Below are 21,320 nucleotides of genomic sequence, written 5' to 3' on the forward strand. Positions count from 1 at the left end.
CCCCACGCGCGCAGCACACTCGTACAGACAGGAAGACCGTGACCGTCACCTCTGCCCCTTGGACGGACCGCCCCGTCGAGGTCGGCCTCGTGGGCGCGGGCCCCTGGGCCCGGGCCATGCACGCCCGTATGCTCGCCGCCGGGCCGGAGACCCGGCTCGCCGCGGTGTGGGCCCGCCGCCCCGACGCCGCGCGGCAGACCGCCGCGCCCTACGGCGCACACGTCGCCGCCTCCTTCGACGACCTCCTCGACCGGTGCGAGGCCGTGGCGTTCGCCGTTCCCCCCGCCGTGCAGGCCGAGCTGGCGCCGTCGGCGGCGCGGCGGGGAAAGGCGCTGCTGCTGGAGAAGCCGCTCGGCCCGGATCTGCCGGCGGCGCGACGTGTCGCCGATGCGGTGCTCGACGCGGGCGTGGTCTCGCAACTCGTCCTCACCAAGCGGTACCACCCGGTCACCGACGCCTTCCTCGACGCCGCGCGGGGTCGCGAGATCACCGGCGCCCGCTCCTGCTATCTCCACGGAGCGTTCCTGGGCGGGGACTTCGCGACGGGATGGCGCCTCCAGCACGGGGCGCTGCTCGATCTCGGCCCGCACCTGCTCGACCTCCTGGACACCGCCGTCTCGCCCATCACCGCGATACGCGGCTCCGGCGACCCCCGCCGGTGGGTCGAGCTGACCTGCGAGCACGAGAACGGGGCCGTCAGTCAGGCGTCCCTGTCCGGTTCCGTGGCCGTCGACCGCGCGCTCACCCGGGTCGACCTCTTCGGCCCCGAAACCACGTTGACCTACGACACGGCCGGGATCGACCACGAGGAGTGCTGGCCGATCCTGCGTCGCAGCTTCGCCACCGCCGTACGCACGAACCGGCCGACGGAACTCGACGCGGCGCGCGGCCTGTATCTGCAACGTCTCATGGACCGGGCGATCCGGACGACGCCGTGACCCCGGTCCGGCGAACGTTCGCCGCGCGTGCTCTGCGGGTGAGCGTGGACGGGCTGTGTCCGGACGGGCAGGGGCCCGCGCGTCATCATCCATGTCCAGCCGGCAGAGACATGTGGTCAGCAACTGCGGTGGTACGCGATGTCGTTGACGTAGACCGACCACTCCGTCCGGGACAGTCCGGTTCCCACCCGCCTGCACAGGGAGGCGATGGTTCGGCTGGGTGTCAGGGCGTAGGAGATCGACGGCACGTGACCACCCGCCACGCGCAGGGTCCGGTCGTCCGCGGTGAAGGTGAGGGCCTTGATGGTCCCGGCGTTCACGTACAGGGGGCCTCCGATGGGTTTGCGGGAGGTCACGTCCCATAGCCGGACGGTTCCGTCTTCCGCGCCCACGGCCAGGATCGTGCCGTCGTGTGAGAAGACGAGAGCGGACACCCCTGCCGTCGATCCCTTTCCGTTCGCGTCGGCGGGCTCGGTGGGATCGGGGGCGGCGGTCAGGTCTCCCAGGCGGTGGGCAGCGGTCCGGTCCCACAGTGTCACTCCTCCCGCCTCGTCCCCGGCCGCCAGGTGGCCCCCGGTCGGGTCCTGGGCCACGACGGTGGTGCGGTCCGAGGTGAGTGTGTGGCTTCTGTGGCGTTTGAACGGCAACTGCTCCACATCGCCCTCGGAGGTGGCCAGCAGTCGGCCGTCGGGACTCAGGGACAGGCTTCCGGCGACGCCTGGAAGCCTGTCGATCCTGGCCGCGCGGCGCCAGTCCCACAACTCCGTGCGGTCGTAGGACAGGGAGGCGAGCACGGTGTGCCCGTCCGGGGTGATCGCGAGGCCGTCGACCGTGTCGGTGTCCTCGCCGGTGCCAGGGAGGCGCAGGACTCGGTGCCGGGTCAGGTCCCGGCTGTCCAGTACGGCCAGCGTCGTGGGCGTCTCGGTGTCTCCGCCTCCGCTCGAATACGCGAAGGTCCGGTTGTCCGGACCAAAGGCGAGAACGTCCCCGCAGTTCGCCCCGCTGTCGCCGGCCTGGACGACAGCGACATCCGGGTCCGGGGAGCAGGGGGCGGTCGGCACAGGGACGGCCCTGCTGTGGCGCGTGGGTACGTCCAGCAGTGTCAGGCGGTGCGTGCCGCCGGCCTGTCGCGCTGTGGCCAGCCATGTGCCGTCGGGGCTGAAGGCAGCGGCCGTCGTGGGGTCAGCGTGCCAGCCGTCGTCGTCGGTGTGGGCCAGGGACACCGACCAGACGGTGGTGTCGGAGGAACCGCTGGTGTAGCGCATGACTCCGTCGGCCCGGTCGAACCGCACCATACCCGGTGACGACTGGTGCGGCAGCGTGGAACCCAGCACCGGCGCTGTCGGGTGGTCCACCCGCCACAGCAGGACATCGCGGTCGTCGGTGGTGGCGAAGAGCCGGCCGTCGGTGCTGAAGCCGATCTGCCGCACCCCCTCGTGGGCGAAGGTGCCCATGGCCCGGCCGGAGGCCGTGTTCCACATCGCCAGTCCGTCATCGGTGGTGAGCAGCAGGGCATGGCCGCCCGGGCTGAAGGCGGCGGTGGGGCATCCGTGGCCGGAGGACGCCTTCTCCCATCGTCCGGGCATCCGTCGTCGGCCGGCGACCCGCCAGACCTGGACTGTGCCGTCGGGGCGGCAGACCGCCGCCAAGCGGTCGTCGGGGCTGATCGCCAGGACGCTGCGGGAGTTGACCTGGACGAAGGTGCGGGAGTCGCCGGTGCCCTGGAATACTTCCGCGAGCCCCGGGTCGTCGGTCCACGCGGCGCCCGGGCAGGTCTCGAACAGCACCGTCCGCCGGTACGGGTCCCACAGTTGGGCCGGGCGGAGCGGCGCGTCGAATTCGGGTGTCCCGGTCTTCCTGCACTCCGACCTGGCAGTGGCCAGCAGCGTCCTGCCGCTCGCCCCGAAGGCGACCTCCTCGACCGGTCCGGGGGTGCGCAGCACCGGGCCGTCCGGCAGTCCCGTCGAGGTGCTGTACAGCCGGACACCCGAGGTGGTCGATACCGCCAGCCTGGTTCCGTCCGGTGACAGCGCGAACCCCGGGTTCTCCTGAGTGCGGACCGTGAAGCGGCTGAGCCGGTGGTGGGTGCGCACGTCCCACCGTTCGACCCGGCCGTCCCGCAGCGTCACCAGCGTGCGCCCGTCCTCGCTGAGGTCGACCGGTGCCGAGCCGGAGCCGGGAACCCGGAAGGCGTCCCGCGGAAGCTGGGTTGCGACCGCCAGCAGCGCCGAGCGGGTCTCCGGGAGATCGGCGATCTTCCAGGCGGCCACGCTGAGTTTCATCGCGGTGGCCGGGTCGGACAGCCGCAAGGTGTCGGCCACGGCGGCAAGACGCCGGGCCTCGGTCCGTACCCGCTCGGCGTCCGCCACCCTGCTCTGCTGCCAGCCGACCAGCCCGGCCAGGACGGCCAGGACGGCCAGGACGGAGACGGAAGCCAGCAGCCGGCGCAGCCGCCGAGCCGAACGGAACACGGCACGCTGTTCACGGTCGCGCGCTTCCAGCCCGGCGGACAGAAAGGACCTCTCCAAGGCGGTGAAGTCGGCTCGCCCGCCGGGCACCGTGAAGGCTTCCTCCGCGGCGGCCAGTCGCGTACCCCGGTACAACGCGCCCGGGTCGCGGTCCAGGTCGTTCCATACCTGTGCGTCCTCGGTCAGGCGGCGGTGCAGGCGGAGCCTGGACCGTTCGCCGTCGATCCAGCCGTGCAGCCTCGGCCACGCCGTGATGAGCGCCTCGTGAGCGAGGTCGACGGTGTCATCGTCCAAGGTCAGCAGGCGGGCGCGGGCCAGGCTGTCGAGAACCGCGGCGATCTCCGCCACGGGGGCGAAGTCCAGCTCCTCGCGACGGACGGGGCGGCGGGTGTCCGGAGTCCCGTCACCTGGTGTGACGAGGCGAAGCAGGACGGCCCGCGTGAGTTCGGCCTGGACGGGGCTCATGCCCGCGTAGACGCTCTCGGCCGTACGGGCGATCGCACCTCGCAGGCCGCCGGCTGCCTCGTACGCGGTCTCGGTGAGCGCGCGGCCCTTGCGACGGTGCCAGGTCTCGAGGAGGGCGTGCGACATCAGCGGCAGGGCGCCGGGTTCCCCCTCGACCTCATCGAGAATTCGGGCGGTCAGAGAGCGCTCCACGATCAGCCCACCGGCCTGGGCAGGTCTGATCACCGCCTCGCGCAGCTCGTCGCGGCTCATGGGGCCCACCAGGACGCTGCCGTCCTGCAGCAGGGCGGTCAGCTCCGCGTGTTCGGCGCAGCGGCCGAGGAAGTCGGCGCGCACGGCGATGACGACACGCAGCCGGCTGGCGGGATCGGCGGCGTCGAGCAGCCGGCCGATGAATCGATCACGTTCCTCGGGGTCACGGCACAGGGTGTAGAGCTCTTCGAACTGGTCGACGATCAGCCAGGTGTCCCCGTCGCCGTCCTTGGGTGTCAGACGCTGCGCGTGGGTGCGCAGCGGGTGCTCGCCGGGAGTGAGGACCCGCAGCGCCGCCGGTACCGCACGGCCTGCTGCCGGGGTTCGCAGACGGGGAATGAGGCCGGCCCGCAGCAGGGAGGACTTACCGCTGCCCGACGGCCCGAACACCGCGGTGAACCGGCGGGAGGCGGTGAGTTGGAGCAGGCGGTCGGTGAGCTGGTCACGGCCGAAGAACAAGTCGGCGTCGCCGGGTTCGAAGCGGGCCAGTCCCCGGTAGGGCGCCTCGGCGTCCTCATCGGCGCGCGGCTCGGCAGCCACTTCCGCGGCCGTCTCGCGCCACCGCGTCTCCCACTGCTCCGGATCGCCGCCGCACGCCCGGACATAGGCCAGCACCACGGGCAGCGTCGGCAGCCGGTCCCCTGCGGCCGCCTGCGACAGGGTGCTGGCCCCCTGCCCCGTGCGCTGCGCCATCACACGGTAGGTGGGACTTCCGGCCTCCGACCGCAGCTTGCGTAACTCGGCGGCGAACCGCGCCACCGGCCCCGCAGCCGGGTCGACCGGGTTCTCGCGACGCCCCGCCATCGACAGCTCCCCTCCCCCGTCCCGCCGCCCTCGTGGACTCGGCACCGTGGCCCGAGAAGCTACGCGCACCGCCGGCACGGGGGCAAACCACGGACACGGTCTTCGGTCAGCGCCCGTCCCGAAGCCCCGGCGAACGAGCCGGACGGGTGAGCCGTGCCGGCGTCGACGCCGCTCAGCGCCGCGACATGACCCGACGACGACCGGAACGTCCACGTCCTTCGGTGACCGCACTGTCCGAGGCGCCGACGCCCCTGCATGTCACCGATCACTGTGATCTGCGTCGCTGTCACTCGTTTGTCTGTGACGTTCGTCGGCCTGCGTCCGCTGGGAGAACGGGTCATCCGTGTGACGGGTGTGCCGATCTGTCTTTCTTCTGTGGCCGTTGCCGGCCTTCTGTGGGGTGGATACGTCGTGAGCCGTCGTACGTCGCATGCGTACAGACCGCTGAGTTTCAAGCGACGGGCGTGGTTGACGCTCGGTGCTGTGGTGCTGGGCGGGGGAGGGATCGTGACCTATGCGGTCGCCAGCCCGTCCGGGGGTCCGGGCGCCGAGCGTGCCAAGCGGCCGGCGAAGGTCTACGACCTGTCGCTGGCCGGGAGTTCGCAGGACAGACGGGAGCTCACGCGCGAGGACACCGAGGAGTTCTCCCTGCTCGGCGTCTCGTGGACGGGTGCCGCCAAGCGGCTGGGGGGCACGGTGCGGGTGCGCGCCCACAGCCTTGAGACCGGCGAGTGGAGTGCCTGGCGGAACCTGGAAGTGAACGCCGACCCGCTGGAGAAGCCGGGCCCGCGCGTGCGTGGCGCCTCGGAGCCGTTGTGGGTGGGCCCCTCGAACGGTGTGCAGGTGCAGGTGGTCCGCGAGAACGGCCACGCCGGCAGGCTGCCCGGTGGACTGGAGGTCAACCTGGTCGACCCGGGTGTGGTGTCCACCGGCGAGACGAAGGCGAGCGGCGCTGCGGCGGAGCCGGCCGGATTCGCCGTCCCCGCGGACACCGCGGACCCCAGCGGCAGCGCGCCGGCCGACCCCGGGACGCCCACCGAATCGCCCACGCCGGGCGACAGCGCCGATGTCACGCCCACGGACGGGCAGACCACCACGTCTCCCTCGCCGACCGACACGACGTCCGAGCCCGGCCCCACCGGCTCGGTCTCCGTGTCGCCGTCGACGAGCACGTCCGCGAGCCCGTCGGCCACCACGCCGTCCGCTCCGCCTTCGACCGTGCCGCGGCCGCCGATCGTCGCACGTGCCGGCTGGGGCGCGGACGAGTCGATCAGCCCGGAAGCACCCGAGTACAACGACGACGTCAAGGCCGTGTTCGTCCACCACACCGACGGGGCGAACGACTACTCCTGCGCCGACTCGGCGTCGATCGTGCGGAGCATCTACGCGTACCACGTGCAGGTGAGCGGCTGGAAGGACATCGGCTACAACTTCCTCGTCGACAAGTGCGGCACCCTCTTCGAGGGGCGCAAGGGCGGGGTCGACCTGCCGGTGTTCGGCGCCCACACCTACGGCTGGAACCGGGAGTCCACCGCGGTCGCGGTGCTCGGTGACTACACCACCACCAGCGCCTCCGACGCCGCACTGGCCTCGATCGCCCGCCTCGCGGCCTGGAAGCTCGGCCAGTACGGCGCCCAGCCCACCGGCACGACCCAGCTGACCGCCGGTGCCACCCAGAAGAACCTCTTCGGCACCAGCTTCACCGCCGGCGGCACGTACACGTTCCAGCGGATCTCCGGCCACCGCGACGGCTACAACACCGAGTGCCCCGGCGGCCTGCTCTACGACCAGCTGCCGACGATCCGCACCTGGGCGGCCGGCCCGGTCCAGGGCCTGAAGGTCACCTCGGTGAGCGGCGCCACCCCTTCCGGCTCGACGTACTACACCAAGGGCGCCCTCACCGTGAAGTGGACGGCCACCACACCGGCTTCGCTGATCTCGAAGTTCGAGCTGCTGGTCGACGGCAAGACCGTCGCCACGACGTCCGGCAGCGCCACCTCCGCCGGCACCACCCTGGCCGTGGGCAGCCACAGCGTCGCCGTCCGGGCCGTGCACCAGTCGGGCAAGACAGCGACCAGCGCCGCACTGACCGTCGTCGCCGAGACGACAGCTCCGACGTTCACCACCACGCCGAAGCTGTCCCTGCGGACCGGAACCGTCAACACCACCGCCGTCCCGGTCGCGCTCGGCTGGAAGGCCACCGACGACAAGGCCCTGCGGTACGTGAAGCTGCTGTCCCCCACCACCGGCACCTTCGCCCCCGCCACGACCGCCTACAACACAACCGCCAAGTCCGGCACCGCCACCACCTGGTCGATGCGTGCCTACGACTACGCCGGCAACTACCGCACGTCCTCTCCCGCGTACACCCCGATGATCCTCCAGGAGAGCTCCGCCACCAGGTCCGGCACCTGGAGCACCCGCTCCTCCACCAGCTACCTCGGCGGCAAGTCCTACTCCAGCGCCTCCAAGGGAGCCGCCCTCACCTGGACGTTCACCGGCCGCTCGGTGGCCTGGGTGGTCTCCCGGGCCTCCAGCTCCGGCCAGGCCTACGTCTACGTCGACGGCACCAAGGTCTCCACCGTCGACCTGAAGTCCTCCACCACGTCGTACCGGCAGGCGGTCTGGACCAAGACCTGGTCCGGCAGCGCCAAGCACACGATCAAGATCGTCGTGGTCGGCACCAGCGGCCGTCCCACCATCACCACCGACGGCCTCGTCTACATCAAGTAACACGTCACCCACGGGGGTTGAGGCAGCCGTAGCGACCGGCGCATGCGGGAACGCATGCGCCGGTCGCTGCGACATAGCGGTTGTCGGAGCCGGCAATGAGTACGCAGCGGCCCGGCCAGGGCTTCGTCGATGCGCTCGTGTGCGGCCCTGGGTGGCGAGCCGCCGGCATCACCGGGCCGTTGAACGCGATGAGTTGTCCGAGGCGGCAGCACCGGGAATGCTGGCCTGTGGCGTGTGACGCGACAGGCCGGAGAACCGGGGGACCCATGGCTGCTGTACGGGCGGATGACGTCCTCGAAGCATCGCAGGTGCGCGTCCACTCGGTCGCCGGTGAGGTGATCGGTGCCGGGTTCCTCGTCGGTGCCGATGTGGTGTGCACCTGCGCCCATGTCGTCACCCGGGCACTCGGCGTGCCGGACGACACGGAGCAGGCGCCCGGCGAGCCGGTGCTCCTTGACTTTCCGTTGCTCGACGGCCGCCCTCGGGCCCGGGCGAGGGTGGTGTCCTGGCGGCGCGGCGGGGCGGACGTCGCGCTCCTGCGGCTCGACGCGACGGTCGAGGAGGCCCGGCCGGTGCCGCTTGTCGACGGGACCGGCGTATGGGGGCACACGTTCCGGGTGCTCGGCTACCCGGTCGACGCGGACCATGGGATATGGGCCTCGGGCACCCTGCGCGCCGGGCAGGGCTCGGGCTGGGTGCAGATGGAGGCGCACGGGCCGGGGCCGAGCATCTCGGAAGGGTTCAGCGGGGCGCCGGTCTGGGACGACGCGCAGGACGGCGTCGTGGGAGTGACGGTCGCTGCGCATTGGGGCGAGCGCACCGCGTATCTGTTGCCGTCGGCCGAGCTGGTCGACGAACGGATTCTGCGGCCGCGCTGCCCGTTTCAAGGGCTCGCGGCGTTCACGGAGGACGATGCGGAGTTCTTCCACGGCCGCGACAGCGACACCGCCCGCCTGCATACGGCCGTGCGCAGAAGGGCGGTGACACTGGTGGCGGGGCCCTCCGGGTGCGGAAAGTCGTCCGTCGTACGGGCCGGCGTGCTGCCTCGGCTGCGGGCCGAGGGCGTGAGCGTGTCCGAGCTGCGGCCCGTCCCCGGCGTGCGACCGGCAGCCGTACTGGCCCGGGCGCTGACCGGTGTGCTGGAGCCGGGGCTCGGCGAGGTCGACAGGCTTGTCAAGGCCGAGGAGCTGGCGGGGCTCCTGGAAACCGGCGACGACGTGCCCGCCGGGTTACGGGCCAGGATCCTCGCCTGCGGCGGCAGCGCCGGGCACGTCCTCTTCGTCGACCAGCTCGAGGAGTACGCGGGTGCCGAGCCGGATGCCGCGCGTGAACTGTTCGGGCTGCTGGCCGCCCTGGCGGGCAAGGACGGCGCGGCCGTGTTGCGGGTCGTCGCCACCACGCGACCCGACTCCCTCGGCGTGCTGGTGACGGCCGGTACGTCCGACCTCGTCAGCGACGCCGTGCAGTTCGTCGCGCCGTTGGCCGCCGACGATCTGAAGCGGGCGGTGACCGCGCCCGTCGACGTCGTGCCGGGGGTGTGGTTCGAGCCAGGGCTGCCGGAGCGGATCGTCGCGGACGCGGGTGAGGAACCCGGTCGGATGCCGCTGGTCCAGTTCGCCTTGACCGAGCTGTGGAAGCGGCGCACCCGTTCGATGCTCACTCACGCGGCCTACGACAGCCTGGGCGGCGTCGCGGGCGCCCTGGTCACCTACGCGGACAACGCCCTCGCGGAACTCGGCCAGGCGGAACAGGACCGCGCTCGGCGGCTGTTCGTGCAGCTGGCCCGGCCGGGCGACGGTGGCACCTTCTCGCGCAGACCCACCCGCACCGCCGACCTCGCCCCCGAACTCCTCGCGCTGGCGCGGAAGCTGTCCCCCGGCAAGCTCGTCGTCCTTTCCCGTGCCCCGGGTGGTGGCGAGCACGAGGAGATCGTCGACCTGGCGCACGAGGCGCTCACCAAGCTCTGGCCCCGCTTGAGTCAATGGCTCGTCGCCTCCCGGGACTTCCGCGTCTGGCAGGAGCAGTTGCGGGCCGACCTGCGGCGGTGGCAGGCACAACACCGAGAGTCTGCTCGCCTGCTGGCCGGAACGGACCTGGCCGAGGCCGGCCGTATGCTGGCCGAGCGTCCAGAGGACATCTCCGCCGACGAGCGCGCCTTCATCCAGCTCAGCCGACGCCACTCCCGGCGGGGCGCCCGCCTGAAGCAGGCCGCCGTCGGGGCTCTGGCCGTTCTCACGGTGCTCGCCGTCGTTCTGGCAGTGTCCACGTACCAGAGCCTCGAGCAGACCCGGGATCAGTTACGCACGCAGGCCGCGGACCTGCTGGCCCAGGCGGCCGAGGACCGCCCGGGCAGCGATCCTGCCACCGCGTTGCAGCTGGCCCTGGCCGCGTGGAAGACCAAGCGGACCGACCGGACCCGCCAGGCCCTGCTGCATCAGTACGTGCGAGGGCAGTACCTGGTGGGCAGCTACCCGTCGGTGTGGGTGGGGCGGGTCACCGGTATGAACGCCACTCCGGACGCTCGCACCCTCGTCGTACGGTCACAGCCCGGAGGCGGCGACCGTTCGAGGATCACCGTGGTCTCCGGCGCCGTGCGGGGTGAACCCCGGGCACGGGAGCTGGGCGGCGTACCGGAAGGAGAGATCCCGGCCACCGCCATCAGCCGGGATGGCCGCTTCTTCGCCGCGGTAGCAGGCAGGCAGGTGCGGCTGTGGCGGCTGAGCGACCCGAAGCACCCTGCCACCCTCGCCCTCGGCGGTCGTGACGTCCCCGACAGATACGCGGCGAATCTGGACTTCGACGGCCACGGCAGTCGGCTGCTGCTGACGATGAGCGACCGCTCCGCGGGTTGTTACCAGGACACCCGGCGGTGCGTCCCCGCCTTCGCCGAGGTGTGGCAGGTGCCCTCCGGTACTCGCATCGGCGTCCCCGGCCGGCTCGTGCCCGAGAAGGGGTTGAAGGAGGCCGCGTTCACATCCGACGCGGACAGCGTCGTGACCATCAGCACCTTCGGGGAACTGCGCAAGCGCGTCGAAGTCAGGGACTTCGCCACTGGCCGGCTGCGATATTCCTTCGCCACTGGTGGAGACGATCACGCGGAGCTTCGAGCCGGCGGCGAGGTCCTCGTCAGGACGGACCCCACATACGCGCAGGTTCTCGGACGCACACCCGGCCGCACGTGCCGGCTGCCCGATGGCGTAGGCCAGCCGGACGCAACCTCCTGGTACGAAGTCGACGGCGCGGCAGGCGCGTACGACGCCGGGCTCCCGGACGCGGGCTACGCCGAACTGACGCTGACGGACCTGCGTACCGGGCGCACATATCGCACCCGCGTTCCGACTTCGGGCAGGACCCCCACCGATTACGCGGGTGTCGCGGCGGCGCCCCGCGCCGACGGCGGGCTCACTGTCCTCGTGCCCGTCGGCACAGCGCTGATGGCGGTTCGGGCCGAGCCGACGGGCGACGCGCGTTTCCCTGACATCAGCACCGCTTACGAGACGTACGCAGCGTCTCCCGATGGGCGTTTCATCGCCCGGGCCACCGACCGGCGCCTTGAGGTCCTGGACGCCTCCCGCAGGCGTCTGCGCTCGGTGCCGCTGCCGCCCCCGGCCGATGCGCTCGACTGGATACCCGTGTGGACAGCCGACTCGCAGCGGATCGTGGTGTGGGGCGAGAATCACAGCCTCTACCGGTCGTACTCCGTACGCGACCTCGGCAACAGCGCGTCGCTCGACGGCATCGTCGCGAAAGCGAGCGAAGTGGACAGTGTCGTGCCGCTGGAAGGCAGCGAGATCGTCCTGCTGGCCAAGGACGGTACGCTCACCCGCGTCGACGCCGCCCACGGGGTACGCGGCCGGCCGTTCCGGGTCCACCCCGCACCGACCTCCGTCGGATCCATCAACGAGATCTCCACGAGTGGTCGGCTGATCGCCCGTCCCGGGCACCCCGGACAGGTCGCCGCGGTCACCCGGAGGGGAGCCCGACGCGGAGAGATCCTCGTGTGGGACGTCCGTGCACCGCGGCGCATCACGACGCTGTCGGGAGGGCCGGTCATCAGCACGTCGTCCGCCTCTTCTTCGTCCGTCACCGGCCCGCTCGCCTTCGACGCGGACGGCTCGCACCTTGCCGTGCAGAACGCCGACGGACAGGTGCGGGTGTGGGACGTGGACCGTGGAAGGCAGCTGAGCGGTGGCGCGCTCGTCTCCTCTCTTGACGCCCTGGTCGGCTTCGGCCCCGATGGCAGCGTCATCACCTACGTGGACGCGAAGCACCAGGTGCAGATCCATGACCTGGCCGGCGACGGTACGTCCGCCACGCTGGCGGTCTCGGGAGACGAATGGACGGCGGGCCTCGTGGACGGCAACCGCCTGATCATCGACACCGGAGAGCTGCGCCAGACCTTCGACCTGCGCCCCGAAACCCAGTTCCGCACTCTGTGCGCTGCCGCGGGGCGCGACTACACCTCGGCTGAACGTGAGTTGCTCCCGAAGGGAACCCCGTCGAAACCGCCCTGCGCCTGACAGGCCCCTCAGGCACGACACCATCGAGAACGGAGCCTGCGAGCGCGGGATCGAGCACTTCGCAGTTCCGAGCCAGGTTCGTCGGAGGAGTCCGGCGCTTCTCTGCACGATCACCACGCACGGCGGACCATGCTCCGGCCGGGCCAGCAACCACTGGATCAGCGCTGCGATGCGCGGCCAGGACGCGACCCTGGAGAAACTCCGCGTCGGCCGCCACCTCGAAGAGGCCATGGTCAAGGGCCCCGTCCCACTCCATCTGGCGGAGGTCTTCGGGCTCGACGAGAAGACCGCGACGCGCTATGCGGACTCCGCGCGGGCCCTGCTGGAGCGGCCCCTGGAATCACCAGGGTCTTGAGGGGCCGACGCCTCAGCGATGGCCCCTCGAGATCCCACTCAACAGCTCCCGCCCTTGCGGACTTTCGGAGGCGACGGGATCAGCGGGTGGGCGGGACGAACTCGGGCTGGTCGAGCAGGCGCAGCCAGCTTCCGTCGGACTGACGCCTGACGACCTGCGCCCGCGCGCCGGCCCCGTCCCTGGGCGGGGTCGAGGTGAGGGCGATGTCGCCGCTGATCAACGTCGGCAGCGGCTGTTCCGGCTCGAAGCGGGGACCGTTGGCCAGCGCCTTCTCCCATAGCGCACGGATCGCCTCCCGCCCCACCGTCAGCTCGCCGGGCGGGTAGGCCATCACTGCGTCCTCCTCGTACAGCAAGGCGACCCCGGCCGCGTCACCGGCATTGGATCGCTCGACGAACAAGCGGGTGATGTCCTCGGGCCGCATCGCCTTCTCGTACTCCGGCATGGGTTCCTCCTGACGTCGGGCTCTGGCACTTCTCAGCGTGATCGCCCGCCAACCAGAAGTCCAACAGATGGATCTTCTACAAGCTAGAATTCGCAGGCATGGAACTAAGGCAGCTGGAATACTTCGTCGCAGTCGCCGAAGAGCAGAACTTCACCCGTGCGGCCGAGCGGGTGCACATCAGTCAGTCCGGCGTCAGCGCCCAGATCCGCCAGCTCGAACGGGAACTCGGTGCCGAACTGTTCGACCGGTCGGCCCGAACCGTCACCCTCACCGTCGCGGGGAAGGCCGCACTCGAACACGCCCGCGCCGCACTCGCCGCAGCTGGGGCAGTCGGCCAGGCAGTGGGCGAGGTGACCGACCTGCTCCGGGGCCGGCTCACCGTTGGGATGGTCATCGGCTGCACCCTCACCCCGCTCTTCGAAGCCCTCGCCGTATTTCACGAGGCGCATCCCGGTGTGGAGATCTCGCTGCTGGAGGACAGCTCCGACCGGCTTGCCGAAGGGGTACGTGCCGGCGCCGTCGACGTGGCACTCATCGGGACCGCAACGGCCACCCCCGACGGGCTGGACATGCTGACAATCCTCAGCGAACGGCTCATCGCGGCAGTCCCGGGCGGGCACCCCTTGGCGAAACAGCGACGGGTCACCCTACGCGACCTGATTGCCTACCCGATCGTGTGCATGCCACCCGGCACCGGCCTGCGCGCCGTATTCGACCAGGCTTGCGCCGCACAGAGCCTCCGACCCTCGATCGCGCTGCAAGCCAGCGCCGCGGATTCCCTTGCAGACCTCGCCGCCCGCGGGCTCGGCGTCGCCATCCTCAGCAACTCGATGGCCGCGAGCTACCGCGACCGGCTCACCGCCCGCACCATCGATGATGTCGAAACACCAGCATTGCTCGCCCTGATCTGGAAGAGCGCACACAACCCCTCGGTACGCGAGCTGCTCGTGCACTGCCGACAAGCCTTCACGGACTTTCCGGGACCGCACCGGTAGACCCCCGGGTTCCCGCCGAACGGCCTTCAGTTTTCGCGAACTCGCGGGCCGCAGGCCACCGGCCGCACCGCGAAGGCGTACATCGTCGAACGGATCACCCTGGAAGCCGAACGGCTCCTCGCACACGACCGTCTCACCGCCGCCCACTGCGCCGACGTGCTCGGCTTTCCCGACGCGTCCGACTTCTCGGTGCTCTTCCGGAGGGCCACGGGCACACGCCCGGGCGCGTGGCAGGCGGCGGTGGCCGCCGAGTGAGGAGGTACCGGCAGGAAGGACCTCCAGGTCGCCTGCCGGAGGGCCGGCTCACGCCGGGGGCTCACTGCCCAGGCGGTGCAGCGCACGCATGGCCTCGCGTCCGATCCGGGCGATGTCGCCGAGGGTCGAACCTGCCTGGTCGAGGCACCGGGCGGACTCTCCCCCCGTGGGAGAGCCCAGCGCCGGGCCGCGGCGGGCGGACCCTGCCGCGCCGCCCCGTCCCGCGCGGCGGGGAAGCGCCGGGCATACGTGTCCCTCGCGCCCAGGGGAGCGCAGGTGCGCGCACACCCCCTCGTGCGATCCCTACCCGCCGGCACACGGGCGGTGCGCGGTACGGGACGAGCGGAGACTGTCCCGGACTGTCCGGGACGTGTCCCGGACGGCGGGACGCTGGAGGGAGCGGTCCGGGCCTCCCTAGGATCCGGAGACGTCGCCGCCCGACACGGCAGAGGCAACGGCCGCCGGCTGCTCGCCGGTCCCGTGGAGCGGCTCGCGCGACGTACTCCCGACACACCCGATCCCCTGAGGAGGAGAACCATGTCCAAGGTGCTGGAAACCGTGGGCGGCAGGCTGCTCGGCCTGTTCGTGCCCAAGGTGGAGGCCGCCGCTTCCGCCCAGGCGTGTCAGTGCTTCAACGAGTGCTGGCAGTGCGCGCGCAGCGCGTGCTGCGTCAACACCTACTGCGGCTCCATCAACTGCTGGCGGTCCTGTCCGGCCTGCTGATCCGGTGACGTGACCGGGGGCACCGGCGTGCGGCACCGGGCGGAACGCCGTGCCGTCTCCCACCGGTGCCCCCGGCTCCCGGTTCCGGGCTCCAGCTCCGCAGGAGGTTCCCGTGCAGTACCTGGAATTCGGCATCCGCTGCCTGATCGGCACGGTGCTCCTGGCCGCCGCCGTCGGCAAGGCGGCGAGCGGACGTTCGTTCGCCGCGTTCACCTCGTCCCTGGACGACCTCGGGCTGGTGCCGCCCCGGGCCGTCCGCCCGGTGGCGGTGGCCGTCGTCGCGGGCGAGGCGCTGGTCTGCCTGCTGCTCGCCGCGCCGTGGGCGGGTCTGCCGGCGCTCGGTCTGACTGGGGCGGCGGTCCTGCTCCTGGCCTTCGCGACGGCCATCGCCTGTGCCGTGGCCCGCGGCACCCGTGCGGTGTGCCGGTGCTTCGGAGGAGCGTCCACCGGCCCGCTCGGCGTGCGCCACATCGTACGCAACGTCCTGCTCGCCGGGCTCGCCCTGGCCGCGGCCGGAACCATGCCGCGCCCGGACATCGGTTCCGCGCAGCCGGCCGGGCTGCTCGTGGCGGCGCTCGGCGGGCTGCTCGTGGGCGGCTGCGTCGTCGCGCTCGACACCATCGCGGGCCTGTTCCGGCCCCTGGGCCCCGTACGTACCACCGGGTCCCGGCGCCCCGTCCGCCCGGGACGGTGAGCCGGGCCCCGCGCCACCCCTCACCCACCTCCGCACAGGAAACGGAGAACCACCGTGCCCATCGTCATCGCCGTTCTCGCCCTCGTGGGGCTGCTGTGTCTCCTCGATCTGGTGCTCACCGTCGGTGTCATCAAGCGGCTGCGGGAACACACCGAACTGCTCGCCACCCGGGGCGGCGGCCGGCTCTCCCTCGCCACCGGGGACGAGGTCGGGGAGTTCTCCGCCGTCACCGTGGACGGGGAGCGGGTGCACGACGGCATGATCCACAGTGAGACCGTCGTCGCCTTCTTCTCCCCGACCTGCGGCCCGTGCAAGGAGAAGCTCCCGAAGTTCGCCGAGTACGCCAGGAGCGTGCCGCGCGGACGCGAACAGGTCATCGCCGTGGTGATCGCGGACAGCCCGGAGGAGGCGGAGGCGGCGGCCCCGATGCTGACCGCGCTGCGCCCGGTGGCGCGCGTGCTGACCGGCCGGGACGCCGACGCCGTCGCCGAGGCGTGCAAGGTGCAGGGCTTTCCCGTCGTCCTCAAGGTCAACCGGAGTACGGACGGCCGTCTGCTGGTCATGTCCGACCAGGTCGACGTGGACCGTCCCGCCGTCGCCGCCCGCTGAGCGGCGTCACCGTCCACCGCGCCATGACACGCGAACGCCCCGCCCCGACACACCCGCGCCCCGCCCGGGCCACCGCCGCCGAGTCCCCCGCCGACCACCGCTCGCCCCGCATCCGGCCGTCCCATGTCCTGGACGCGGCGCGGATGGTGGCGCGGGCGGCTCCCGGCGTCCTCGCGCTGTACACGGGGCCCGCGCTGGCCCTGGGGTTCTTCCCGGTGGCGGCCGCCTGGTCGCTGAAACTCGTCGTCGACCGCCTCGCCGCCGGTGCCGGCGTGGGCGCCCTGCTGTTCCCCGTGGCCGTGTTGACGGCGACCGGGGTGGCGACCGGGGCGCTGCCGCACCTGGCGCACTACCTGCGCACCGAGATGGACCGCCGGGTCGGGGTGTACGCCCAGGACCGGCTGTTCCTGGCCGTCGACCGGTTCCCCGGGCTCGCCCGTTTCGAGGACCCGGTCTTCCTGGACCGTCTGCGCCTCGCCCAGCAGACGGTGGTGGCCAAACCGGTCGCCGGCCAGGCCGTCGAAGGAGCCCTGGGCGTCGTCCGGTCCGTCCTCACCGTGGTCGGCTTCCTCGGCTCCCTGTTCGTGATCAGCCCGCCGACGATGGCGCTCGTCCTGCTCGCCGCGCTGCCCGTGCTGGCGGCCGAACTCCTGCTGTCACGCAGGCGTGCCGCCGCCGTCTGGGAGATCGGGCCCGACGAGCGGCGCCAGTTCTTCTACATGGGCCTGCTCGCCAACGTCGAGGCGGCCAAGGAGATCCGCCTCTTCGGCACCGGCGCCTTCCTGCGCGGCCGGATGCTCGCCGGCCGGCGGAGCGCGGACGCCTCCCGCCGGTCGGTCGACCGGCGGGAGGTGCGGATGCGCGCCGGACTCGGCCTGCTGTCCGCGTCGGTGGCGGGCGCGGGGCTGCTGTGGACGGTCGCCGGCGCCCGGGGAGGCGGACTCACCCCCGGCGACGTGGCGGTCTTCCTTGCCGCCGTGGCCGGGGTCCAGACGGCCCTGACGGCGCTCGCGGGCGAGACCGCCACCACCCACCACGCCCTGCTGCTGTTCGGCCACTACCTGGCCGTGGTGCGCGCCGGGCCCGAACTCTCCGCGCCCGCCGACCCCCGCCCGCTGCCGGAGCTGCGGCGCGGCATCGAGCTGCGCGACGTGTGGTTCCGTTACGCGCCCGACCATCCCTGGGTGCTGCGCGGTATCGACCTGTGGATCCCCGCGGGATCGTCGCTCGCCCTCGTCGGCCTCAACGGTTCGGGCAAGTCCACGCTGGTCAAGCTGTTGTGCCGGTTCTACGACCCGGTCCGCGGGAGCATCCGGTGGGACGGCGTCGACCTGCGCGACGCCGACGTCGCCGAGCTGCGCCGGCGCATCAGCGCGGTGTTCCAGGACTACATGGACTACGACATGACGGCTGCCGAGAGCATCGCGCAGGGCGACCTCGACGCCCTCCGTGAACCGGAGCGCCTGCGAAGGGCGGCGCGCCGGGCCGGGATCCACGAGGTGGTGGCGGCGCTGCCGCGCGGGTACGACACCCTGCTCTCCCGGATGTTCTTCGCCGAGGCGGACAAGCGGAACCCGGACACCGGGGTCATGCTGTCCGGAGGGCAGAACCAACGGCTCGCCCTGGCCCGGGCGTTCGTACGCGACCGCCGCGATCTGATGATCCTCGACGAGCCGTCCGCCGGGCTCGACGCGGCGGCCGAGCACGAGATCCACACCTCGCTGCGCACCCACAGGCAGGGGCTCACCAGCGTCCTGATCTCGCACCGCCTGGGCGCCGTACGGGAGGCCGACATCATCGTCGTGCTCGACGGGGGACGGGTCACCGAGCGCGGCAGCCACAGCCAACTCCTGCGTGCGGCAGGGCGGTACGCGGAGCTGTACGCCCTCCAGGCGGCGGGTTACCGCCACGAGGCGGACCCGGATCCGGCCACCGCCCCTGACGCCTCGCCGCACATCGCCTGAAGCGGTCTCCGTCCCCGACGCACCCCGCAGAGGAGAAACCACGATGAGTCCCGGCAGCGGCCCCCGCCTCTCGCGAACTCAGGCGTCCCGGGCGGAGACCGCCCCCGACCGGGCCCGTGTCCGCGCCCGGCGCGCACGCCGCACCCGGGCCGCTCTGCTCATGTCGGACGTGGCCCTCTGGGCGGGCGCCGCCGCGCTCCTGTGGCCCGTGCACAGCCCCGGCTGGGGAGCCGGGTGCGGGGCGGCCGCCCTCCTCCTCACCGCCGGGCTCGCCCTCGCGCGGGCCGCGGAGCTGCGGCTGGTGGCGGTCGTCGTCTCGGGCCGGAGCATGGAACCGGCCTACCACGACGGGGACGGCGTGCTGGTCCGCCGCGGCCGTACCCCCGGGCGCGGGGCGGCCGTGGTGGTGGAGCGTCCGCCGTACCAGGCGCCGTGGCCGGACCCGCCCGTGCCGCGGACCGCGCCCGCGCACCGGATCTACGCGCGGCAGTGGTTCATCAAACGGGTCGCGGCCGTCCCGGGCGATCCCGTGCCCCGGTCCGCAACTCCCGCGCTCCGGGACACCCCGGACCGGACCGTCCCCGAGGGCATGCTGATCCTGCTCGGGGACAACAGCGAGCAGAGCTACGACTCGCGCCACGTCGGCTACTTCCCCGCGGAACGCGTGCTGGGCGAGGTGGCCGGCTCCGATCAGCCCGCACGCCGGATGAGGAACACCTGACGGCCCTTGCCCTCGCAGCGCTGCATCACCGCCTCCGCACCGTGGGCGGAACTGGAACCGACGATGCCCACACAGCCGCTTCCCTCCACCCGGAGCACGAACGCGCCCTGCCTCAGCTCGCCCGACGGCTCGATGGTGAACAGGCTGCCGTCCGAGCAGACGTCCATCGGCTCCAGCAGCCCCGCGCCGTCCCCGTCGGTGAGCGCTTTCAGACAGCCCCTGCCGTAGTCGGGGTGGTACCACACGATGCGGTACCTCCCCTCGCCGGCCGGTTCCAGCAGGGTGCTCTGCGGCGCCGCCTCGGCACAGGGGCGCTGCACCGCGACGAGCGGTGTGTACCGCCAGTCGCGGACCCGGCCGTCGGTCAGACACAGCTCCGGGTCCTCCGCGATCCTGATGGTCACCCAGCCGCCGGGCGGTGTCGGCCGGCCTGCGGCCGGTACGCCGGACGGCGGGGCGGCGGCACGGGACTGCCGCCGCGGCACCTGATCCTGGCGGAAGGCCACGACGACCGCGAGGGCGATCGTCAGCACAGCGACGGCGGCGACCGTCAGACCGTGCCGGTGCCGGCCGAGGCGCGTGCCCCGCCCGCCGGTTTCCGGTCCGGGAGGCTCGGCGCCACCGCTTCCGCTGTCCGGCGTGCCCTGATCCGCCGGCGGCCGAGGAGCGTCGTCCACCGCGCTGGACGACGCAGCCGGCTCCTCCGCCGACAGCCACGACGCCTCCTCCGCCGGCGCGGGGGGTCGTGCGACGCGGTCCCGGGCCGCGCACCACCGCGCGAGGCGCTCGCCGTCCCCGCAGGCCCGGACGAAGGCCGCGAGCAGTTCCGGCCCGGGCGGTCGGTCACGGCTCAGCATGGTGCAGAGGCTGCTGCGCGGGAGTACGTCCCCCATGGCGGCGGCCCGCTCCTCGAGCCGCCGGTACGACAGCCCGGAGCGGGCCTTGAGTTCCCGCAGCAACGTCATGAAGTGGGCTACATCCTGGACATCGTCGAGTTCACCGGCGTTGTTCCGTCCCATGGGAGAAATCGTCACGGTGGCCGCTGATCGCCCACAACGACCATGCCCGCCATTGTCGACTTCGACGCAAAGGGGGCCGGTACGGGGCCACCGCCGGACACCACACCACCGGGACGCGAACCGACGCGACGTCCTCACTACGGTACGACGATGACCTTGCCGTGCACCGCGCCCTCCGCGGCACGTGCGTGCAGGGCCGGCAGCTCGGCCAGCGGCACCCGCTCGGCGACGTCGACGCGCAGTTCGCCGCGGTCGATCAGGGACACCAACCGCGCCAGCTGGTCGGCGTCGCTGCGGACGAACAGGTCGATGCCGCGTACGCCGCGCTCCTCGTCGGCGGGGGCGGGCATCCACACCGTGGTGTTCACGACGACCCCGCCCGAACGGACCAGGCCGACCAGCGCGGCCAGCTCGGCCGGATCGACCGGTGCGAGGTTGAGTGCGACGTCGACCGGTTCGGTCACCGCCGCGGTCACTGCGGTCGTGGTGTGGTCGATGACCTCGTCGGCGCCGGCGGACCTGACCGCCTCGCCGCTGCGCGGGCCGGCCGTGGCGATGACGTGGGCACCGGCGTTCTTGGCGAGCTGCACGGCGTAGCCGCCGACCGCGCCGCCGGCGCCGTTGATCAGCACGCGTTGCCCGGCCGTCAGACCGCCGTGGTCGAACAGGGCCTGGTACGCGGTCAGGGCCACCAGCGGGAACGCGGCGGCGTCGGCCAGGGGGACGCTCCTGGGGGCCGGGACCAGGATCTCGGCCGGGGCGAGGACGTACTCCGCCGCGGCTCCGTCGCCGTCCATCGGCAGGAAGCCGACGACGTCGTCACCGACCGCTGTGCCGTCGACGCCCTCGCCCAGCGCGTCGACCGTGCCGGCGACGTCGATGCCGGGAGTGTGCGGCAGCGCCACCGGGATGGGGCCGCGCATGAAGCCGCCGCGGATGTTGCCGTCCACGGGGTTGAACGACGTCGCGGCGACGCGGATCCGGACCTCACCGGCTCCGGGGACGGGCAGCTCCACGTCCTCGTGACGCAGGACGCCGGGCTCGCCGTACTCGTGGAAACGCACTGCCTTCATCTCGGTTCTCACCTTCACTGCGATCGAAGTTGCTCCGAGTTGCTTCGAATTCGAAGCAACTGTCGAGGACGACACTACATCTACTTCAAATTCGAAGCAAGTGTTGCCGGTCGACGGTGAGGAACGAGTCGAACGGTCGCCACCACCAGCCCGCCGGCCGCCACGACCGCCGCGATCGCCTCACGCAGGTCGAGGCCGAGGCGGCTCTGGGCCCCCTGCTGGGCGAGGCCGGCCGTCAGCGAAGACGCTCCCGCCGCTCATGGCGGTCCTCGGAATCCGCGGGCGGA

General features: G+C 72.2%; 14 protein-coding genes and 1 pseudogene. 11 read left to right on the top strand and 4 right to left on the bottom strand.

Annotation, left to right across the window (positions count from 1 at the left end; translation table 11 throughout):
* Positions 1–38: 38 nt before the first annotated feature.
* Positions 39–938, top strand: coding sequence for a Gfo/Idh/MocA family oxidoreductase (locus tag AB0946_RS22285; protein ID WP_366762377.1), 900 nt, complete (start codon positions 39–41; stop codon positions 936–938).
* A gap of 116 nt (positions 939–1,054) precedes the next feature.
* Here the strand turns inward: AB0946_RS22285 and AB0946_RS22290 are convergent, their stop codons facing one another.
* Positions 1,055–4,927: a hypothetical protein gene (locus AB0946_RS22290; protein WP_366762378.1), complete on the bottom strand. Its 3,873-nt coding sequence runs from the start codon at positions 4,925–4,927 to the stop codon at positions 1,055–1,057.
* A 507-nt stretch (positions 4,928–5,434) separates the two neighbouring features.
* On the opposite strand from AB0946_RS22290, the gene AB0946_RS22295 reads away from it, so the two are divergent.
* The 3 genes from AB0946_RS22295 to AB0946_RS22305 all read left to right on the top strand — a co-directional run bounded on the left by AB0946_RS22295 (position 5,435) and on the right by AB0946_RS22305 (position 12,535).
* Positions 5,435–7,660: a peptidoglycan recognition protein gene (locus AB0946_RS22295; protein ID WP_366762379.1), complete on the top strand. Its 2,226-nt coding sequence runs from the start codon at positions 5,435–5,437 to the stop codon at positions 7,658–7,660.
* A 266-nt stretch (positions 7,661–7,926) separates the two neighbouring features.
* Positions 7,927–12,180 (top strand): trypsin-like peptidase domain-containing protein, encoded by a 4,254-nt coding sequence (locus tag AB0946_RS22300; RefSeq protein WP_366762380.1) that lies wholly within the window; start codon positions 7,927–7,929, stop codon positions 12,178–12,180.
* 169 nt (positions 12,181–12,349) lie between these two features.
* Entirely contained in the window at positions 12,350–12,535 is a 186-nt protein-coding gene (locus AB0946_RS22305; protein WP_366762381.1) for a hypothetical protein, read from the top strand.
* A gap of 79 nt (positions 12,536–12,614) precedes the next feature.
* Here the strand turns inward: AB0946_RS22305 and AB0946_RS22310 are convergent, their stop codons facing one another.
* Positions 12,615–12,980: a nuclear transport factor 2 family protein gene (locus AB0946_RS22310; protein ID WP_366762382.1), complete on the bottom strand. Its 366-nt coding sequence runs from the start codon at positions 12,978–12,980 to the stop codon at positions 12,615–12,617.
* Between the two features lie 98 nt (positions 12,981–13,078).
* On the opposite strand from AB0946_RS22310, the gene AB0946_RS22315 reads away from it, so the two are divergent.
* The 7 genes and pseudogenes from AB0946_RS22315 (at position 13,079) to AB0946_RS22345 (ending at position 18,941) form a co-directional block, all read left to right on the top strand.
* Entirely contained in the window at positions 13,079–13,975 is an 897-nt protein-coding gene (locus tag AB0946_RS22315) for a LysR substrate-binding domain-containing protein (RefSeq protein WP_366762383.1), read from the top strand.
* A 51-nt stretch (positions 13,976–14,026) separates the two neighbouring features.
* Positions 14,027–14,230: pseudogene (locus tag AB0946_RS22320) on the top strand (AraC family transcriptional regulator); the annotation flags it as partial.
* Positions 14,231–14,767: 537 nt separating this feature from the next.
* Positions 14,768–14,953 carry a hypothetical protein gene (locus AB0946_RS22325; protein ID WP_366762384.1) on the top strand — a complete coding sequence of 62 codons (186 nt, stop codon included), beginning with the start codon at positions 14,768–14,770 and terminating at the stop codon, positions 14,951–14,953.
* Positions 14,954–15,065: 112 nt separating this feature from the next.
* On the top strand, positions 15,066–15,647 hold the full coding sequence (locus AB0946_RS22330) for a MauE/DoxX family redox-associated membrane protein (RefSeq protein WP_366762385.1): 582 nt from the start codon (positions 15,066–15,068) through the stop codon (positions 15,645–15,647).
* A 54-nt stretch (positions 15,648–15,701) separates the two neighbouring features.
* On the top strand, positions 15,702–16,256 hold the full coding sequence (locus tag AB0946_RS22335) for a hypothetical protein (RefSeq protein ID WP_366762386.1): 555 nt from the start codon (positions 15,702–15,704) through the stop codon (positions 16,254–16,256).
* A 143-nt stretch (positions 16,257–16,399) separates the two neighbouring features.
* Entirely contained in the window at positions 16,400–18,220 is a 1,821-nt protein-coding gene (locus AB0946_RS22340) for an ABC transporter ATP-binding protein (RefSeq protein ID WP_366762552.1), read from the top strand.
* Positions 18,221–18,263: 43 nt separating this feature from the next.
* Complete coding sequence (locus tag AB0946_RS22345) at positions 18,264–18,941, top strand: S26 family signal peptidase (protein ID WP_366762387.1); 678 nt, start codon at positions 18,264–18,266, stop codon at positions 18,939–18,941.
* Here AB0946_RS22345 and AB0946_RS22350 read toward each other — a convergent pair.
* Together AB0946_RS22350 and AB0946_RS22355 are read right to left on the bottom strand one after the other, a co-directional pair.
* Positions 18,911–19,960 carry a hypothetical protein gene (locus AB0946_RS22350; protein WP_366762388.1) on the bottom strand — a complete coding sequence of 350 codons (1,050 nt, stop codon included), beginning with the start codon at positions 19,958–19,960 and terminating at the stop codon, positions 18,911–18,913. The two genes, AB0946_RS22345 and AB0946_RS22350, sit on opposite strands and share 31 nt — an antisense overlap.
* 137 nt (positions 19,961–20,097) lie before the next feature.
* Positions 20,098–21,033 carry an NADP-dependent oxidoreductase gene (locus tag AB0946_RS22355; RefSeq protein ID WP_366762389.1) on the bottom strand — a complete coding sequence of 312 codons (936 nt, stop codon included), beginning with the start codon at positions 21,031–21,033 and terminating at the stop codon, positions 20,098–20,100.
* Positions 21,034–21,320: the final 287 nt, after the last annotated feature.

Source organism: Streptomyces sp. NPDC046870, from assembly GCF_040704595.1.
In the GTDB taxonomy this organism is placed as follows: Bacteria; Actinomycetota; Actinomycetes; order Streptomycetales; family Streptomycetaceae; genus Streptomyces; species Streptomyces argyrophylli.

Excerpts from the sequence above, each read along its gene's own strand:
- AB0946_RS22290 (WP_366762378.1), bottom strand. The coding sequence starts at position 4,927 with ATGGCGGGGCGTCGCGAGAACCCGGTCGACCCGGCTGCGGGGCCGGTG.
- AB0946_RS22300 (WP_366762380.1), top strand. The coding sequence starts at position 7,927 with ATGGCTGCTGTACGGGCGGATGACGTCCTCGAAGCATCGCAGGTGCGC.
- AB0946_RS22305 (WP_366762381.1), top strand. The coding sequence starts at position 12,350 with ATGCGCGGCCAGGACGCGACCCTGGAGAAACTCCGCGTCGGCCGCCAC.
- AB0946_RS22310 (WP_366762382.1), bottom strand. The coding sequence starts at position 12,980 with ATGCCGGAGTACGAGAAGGCGATGCGGCCCGAGGACATCACCCGCTTG.
- AB0946_RS22315 (WP_366762383.1), top strand. The coding sequence starts at position 13,079 with ATGGAACTAAGGCAGCTGGAATACTTCGTCGCAGTCGCCGAAGAGCAG.
- AB0946_RS22325 (WP_366762384.1), top strand. The coding sequence starts at position 14,768 with ATGTCCAAGGTGCTGGAAACCGTGGGCGGCAGGCTGCTCGGCCTGTTC.
- AB0946_RS22340 (WP_366762552.1), top strand. The coding sequence starts at position 16,400 with ATGGTGGCGCGGGCGGCTCCCGGCGTCCTCGCGCTGTACACGGGGCCC.
- AB0946_RS22345 (WP_366762387.1), top strand. The coding sequence starts at position 18,264 with ATGAGTCCCGGCAGCGGCCCCCGCCTCTCGCGAACTCAGGCGTCCCGG.
- AB0946_RS22350 (WP_366762388.1), bottom strand. The coding sequence starts at position 19,960 with ATGGGACGGAACAACGCCGGTGAACTCGACGATGTCCAGGATGTAGCC.
- AB0946_RS22355 (WP_366762389.1), bottom strand. The coding sequence starts at position 21,033 with ATGAAGGCAGTGCGTTTCCACGAGTACGGCGAGCCCGGCGTCCTGCGT.